Here is a 5,179-nt window from a genome sequence, read left to right as displayed (position 1 = left end):
GGGCGGGGGCGCGCGTCCGGCCCCGCAGGACGGGCGGGAGCGCCCCGGCGGCGGCCTGCGCGCGCAGGGCGGCGCGGTCGAGCCGGACCGGCACGAGGGTCGCCTCCCCGGCGGCCAGGCCCCGGTCGAGCAGGGCGAGCGCCTCGTCGGCGGGCATCGGGGCGACGCCGGAACGGATGATCCGGGCCCGGTCGGCGGCGTCGAGGTTCCCGGCCATCCCGCCGGGCGCCTCCCACAGGCCCCAGGCCAGCGAAGTCGCGGGCAGCCCGGCCGCGCGGCGCCGCTCGGCGAGGGCGTTGAGGAACGCGTTCGCCGCAGCGTAGCCGCCCTGCCCGCCGTTGCCGAGGACGGACGCCGCGGAGGAGAACAGCACGAACGCCGCGAGGTCGCGGTCGCGGGTCAGCCGGTGCAGGTGCCAGGCGGCGCCGGCCTTGGGCGCCAGGACGGCGGCGAGCCGCCCGGGGGTGAGGGCGGTGACCACGCCGTCGTCGACGACCCCGGCGGCGTGCACGACGGCCGTGAGCGGGTGCGCCGCCGGGATCGCGCCGAGCAGCGCGGCCAGCGCGTCCGGGTCGGCCGCGTCGCAGGCGGCGAGGGTGACGTGCGCGCCGAGAGCGGTGAGCTCCGCCTCGATCTCGGCGGCGCCGTCCGCGGCGGGTCCGCGGCGGCCGGTGAGCAGCAGCCGCCGGGCGCCGTGCGCGGTCACGAGGTGCCGGGCGACGAGCCGCCCGAGCGCCCCCGTCCCGCCGGTGACGAGGACGGTGCCCGCCGGGTCGAGGACGGGCGGCGCGGCGTCGGGGCCGACCCGGGCGGGGACGAGCCGCGGGACGGCGGCGTTCCCGGCGCGCAGCGCGAGCTGGTTCTCCCCGGCCGCCTCCGCGGCGGGCAGGGCGGCGCGGAGGGCGCGGAGGGAGGCGTCCTCCCCGTCCAGGTCCACGAGCAGGATCCGGCCCGGGTGTTCGAGTTGCGCGGCGCGGACCAGTCCCCAGACCGAGGCGGCGGAGAGGCCGGGCGCCGCGTCGTCGGCGGACGCGGCGACGGCGCCCCGCGTCACGACAGCCAGCCGCGCCGCCGCGAACCGCTCGTCGGCCAGCCAGTCCTGGAGGACGTCCAGCACCCCCTGAAGGTCGGCGCGGACCCGGCCGGGCACCTCGTCCTCATCTGGGTCGGCGCCGGTGTCGCACGGCACGAGAACGAGGCCGGGGACGGGCCGTCCCCCGGAGATGGCATCGCGCAGTGCCGCCAGGTCCGGGAACAGCGAACCGAGGCCCAGGTCGCCGGGCCCGGCGACCGCCCAGTCCTCGGGCTCGCCCGGCGGCTCGGCCGGGACGGGCAGCGCCGTCCAGTCGAGGCGGTGGAGCGCGTCGCCGGCCGCCCCGCCTGCTGTGGCGCCGGTCGTGCGCCACCGGTCGGCGGGGACCCTCCGCAGCCCGAACGTCTCGATGACGGCGACGGGGGCACCGTCGCCGTCGGCCAGCGTCAGCCGGAACGCGTCGGTCCCCGCCGGGACGAGCCGCACCCGCAGCTCGGACGGGCCCGCTCCGCGCAGCCGCACGCCCTCGAAGGAGAACGGCAGCCGGACGGTCCCGTCGTCGTCCGGGTAGAGCTCGTCGACCATGTGCAGGGCACCGTCGAGCAGCGCCGGGTGGATCGCGTACTCGGCCGCGTCGCCGCGCAGGTCGGCGGGCAGGGCGACCTCGGCGAACAGCTCGTCGCCGCGGCGCCACACGGCCCGCGCGCCGCGGAAGGCCGGGCCGTAGCGGTAGCCGCGGTCGGCGAGGCGGGCGTAGAGCTCGTCGGCGTCGACCTCGGCCGCCCCCTCGGGCGGCCAGGCCAGGTCCTCGTCCGGTGCGCCGTCCCAGGCCCCGCCGGACGGAGCGAGCGTGCCGGTGGCGTGGCGCCGCCACTCCCCCGCCTCGGGGGCGTCGTCCGGAGAGAGGTCGCCGGGACGGGAGTAGAGCGCGACCGTCCGCCGCCCGGCCTCGTCCGGTGCCCCGACCGCCACCTGGACGTCGACGGCGCCGGACTCGGGCAGCGGCAGCGGCGCCTCCAGGGTCAGGCCGTCGACGAGGTCGCAGCCGGACCGCTCGGCGGCGGCGAGGGCGAGCTCCAGGAACGCCGTGCCGGGAAGCGGCACGGTCCCGGCGACGGCGTGGTCGCCCAGCCACGGGTGGGTGCGCGGCGACAGCCGCCCGGTGAGCAGCAGCTCCCCGGTGGCCGCCTCGGCGGCCGAGCGCAGCAGCGGGTGCCCGGCGGGCCGCACGCCCGGGGCGCCGGCCGCGGCGTGGTCCTGGACGGGCCGCCAGTACCGCCGCCGCTGGAACCGGTAGGTGGGCAGCGCGACGGGGCCCGCGCCGGGCGGCAGCGCGGCGGCGAGGTCGGCGTCGGCGCCGTCGGCGTGCAGGACGGCCAGGGCGGTCAGCAGCGTGCGGGGCTCGTCCCGGCCCTTGCGCAGCACCGCGGCGAACACGGGCGGGCCGTCCGGTCCGGGCTCCTCGGCGGCGGCGGCCTCCTTCGCCATGGCGGTGAGGACGGGGTCAGGGCCGAGCTCCAGGTAGCGGGTCACGCCCGCCGCGTGGAGCGCGCGGACGCCGTCGTGGAACAGCACCGGGCTGCGCACGTGCCGCACCCAGTACTCGGGGTCGCCGAGTTCCCCGGCGCCCGCCGGGGCGCCCGTCAGGTTCGATACCACCGGGATCCGCGGCTCGTGGTAGTCGAGGCGCTCGGCGACGCGGCGGAAGTCGTCGAGCATCGGGTCCATGCGCGGCGAGTGGAACGCGTGGCTGACCCGCAGCCGCCTGACCTTGTGCCCCTGGTCGCGCAGCGTCCCGGCGACCCGCTCGACGGCGTCCTCGTCGCCGGACACGACCACGGCGGACGGGCCGTTCACGGCGGCGATCGCGACGCGGTCCTCCAGCCCGGCGAGCAGCGGGCGGACGTGCTCCCGCGCGGCCCGGACGGCGGCCATCGCGCCGCCCTCGGGCAGCGCCTGCATCAGCCGTCCCCGCGCGGCGACCAGCGCGCACGCGTCCGGGAGCGACAGCACGCCCGCGGCGTGCGCGGCGGCGATCTCGCCGACCGAGTGCCCGGCCAGGTGCCCGGGCACGACGCCGAACGACTCGACGAGCCGGTAGAGGGCGATCTCCAGCGCGAACAGGGCCGCCTGGGTCACGCCCGTCCGGTCCAGCTCGGCGCCGGTCCCGGAGGCGAGGACCAGGTCGCGGAGCGAACGGCCGAGCAGCGGGTCGAGGTGGGCGCAGGCGTCGTCGAACGCGGCGGCGAATGCCCCGTAGGTCCGGTACAGGTCCCGGCCCATGCCGGGCCGCTGGCTGCCCTGCCCGGTGAACAGGAAAGCGGTGTCGCCGGCCCGCGCGGGGCCGCCGCGCGTCACGGCGGCATGGCTTCGGCCATCGGCCAGGGCCGCCAGCCCCTCCGTGAGGCCGCCCTGGTCCGTGCCGAGGATCACCGCGCGGTGCTCGAACGCCGACCGGGTCCGCGCCAGCGACCAGCCGACGTCGGCGGCCGGGACGTCCGGGTGCGCGGCCAGGTGCTCCGCCAGCGCCGCGGCCTGGGCGGCGAGCGCGCCCTCCGTCCGCCCCGACAGCACCCACGGCACCGGGCCGGGCGCGGCCGCACCGCTCCGCGGCTCCGGCTCGGGGTCCGGCTCGGGCGCCTCCTCTAGGATGAGGTGGGCGTTGGTGCCGGAGATGCCGAACGACGACACCCCGGCGCGGCGGGCGCGCGCCCCGCGCGGCCAGGCGACGGGCTCGGCGAGCAGCCGCACCGCGCCCGCGTCCCAGTCGACGTGCGAGGTCGGCCGGCCGGCGTGCAGGGTGGCCGGCAGCCGCCCGTGGCGCATCGCCAGGACCATCTTCATGACCCCGGCGACCCCGGCGGCGCCCTGGGTGTGCCCGATGTTGGACTTCACCGACCCCAGCCACAGCGGACGGTCCTCCGGACGGCCCGGCCCGTAGGCGGCCAGCAGCGCCCGCGCCTCGATCGGGTCGCCCAGCCGCGTCCCCGTCCCGTGCGCCTCCACGGCGTCGACGTCGCCCGGCGCGAGCCGCGCGGCCTCCAGCGCCCGCTCGATGACCCGCCGCTGGGACGGGCCGTTCGGCGCGGTCAGCCCGTTGCTCGCGCCGTCCTGGTTGAGCGCGGACCCGCGGATCACCGCGAGGACCCGGTGGCCGTTGCGGCGCGCGTCCGACAGCCGCTCCAGCAGCACGACGCCCGCGCCCTCGGCGAACGCGGTGCCGTCGGCGGCCTCCGCGAACGCCTTGCAGCGGCCGTCGGGGGCCAGGCCCCGCTGCCGGGAGAACTCGGTGAACACGTTGGGGACGGCCATCACGGTCACGCCGCCCGCGACGGCGAGCGAGCATTCGCCCTGCCGCAGCGCGTGGCACGCCAGGTGGATCGCCGTCAGCGACGACGAGCACGCGGTGTCGATCGTGACCGCCGGGCCCTCCAGCCCGAGGGTGTAGGACAGGCGGCCCGACAGGACGCTCGGCGCGTTGCCGGTCACCAGGTGGCCCTCGGCGCTCCGGTCGATGTGCGGCGTCCCGAAGCCGGGCAGCGCCGCGCCGACGTAGACCCCGGTCCGGCTGCCCTTCAGCGACGCCGGGCGGATGCCCGCCCGCTCCAGCAGCTCCCACGAGACCTCCAGCAGCATCCGCTGCTGCGGGTCCAGGACGAGCGCCTCGCGCGGGCTGATCCCGAAGAACTCCGGGTCGAACAGGTCCGCGTCGTACAGGAACCCGCCCTCGCGGGCGAGGCTGGTACCTGGGTGGTCTGGGTCGGGGTGGAACAGCCCGTCCAGGTCCCAGCCGCGGTTTCCGGGGAACTCGCCCATCGCGTCGCCGCCGGAGTCGACGAGGTCCCACAGCTCTTCCGGCGAGGTCACCCCGCCGGGGAACCGGCAGGCCATCTCCACCACGGCCACCGGCTCGGCGCCGCGTTCCTCCGCCTCGCGCAGCCGCCGCCGGGTGTCGTGCAGGTCGGCGGTCACGCGCCGCAGGTAGTCGACCAGCGTCCGCTCGTCGACCGGCTTGTCGTCGGCCATCCGCGATCACACGCCCAGTTCGTTGTCGATGAAGTCGAGCAGCTCGCCGGCGCCGGCGGCGCGCAGCCGGTCCGCCGCGCCGTCCGCGTCGCCGTCCCCGGCGGCGCCGCCGCCCTCGGG

Annotated in this window: 1 protein-coding gene; it reads right to left on the bottom strand. The window is 78.7% G+C overall.

Annotated elements, in window-relative coordinates:
- Positions 1-5,059 (bottom strand): type I polyketide synthase (locus E1291_RS38825; RefSeq protein ID WP_131743020.1); only part of this gene is annotated, 5,059 nt, incomplete at its 3' end.
- Positions 5,060-5,179 lie beyond the last annotated feature (120 nt).

Source organism: Actinomadura roseirufa (assembly GCF_900659635.1).
Lineage (GTDB): Bacteria > Actinomycetota > Actinomycetes > Streptosporangiales > Streptosporangiaceae > Spirillospora > Spirillospora roseirufa.
The sequence above is the reverse complement of the archived record's forward strand: the minus strand, read 5'-3'. Positions and strand labels throughout refer to the sequence as shown.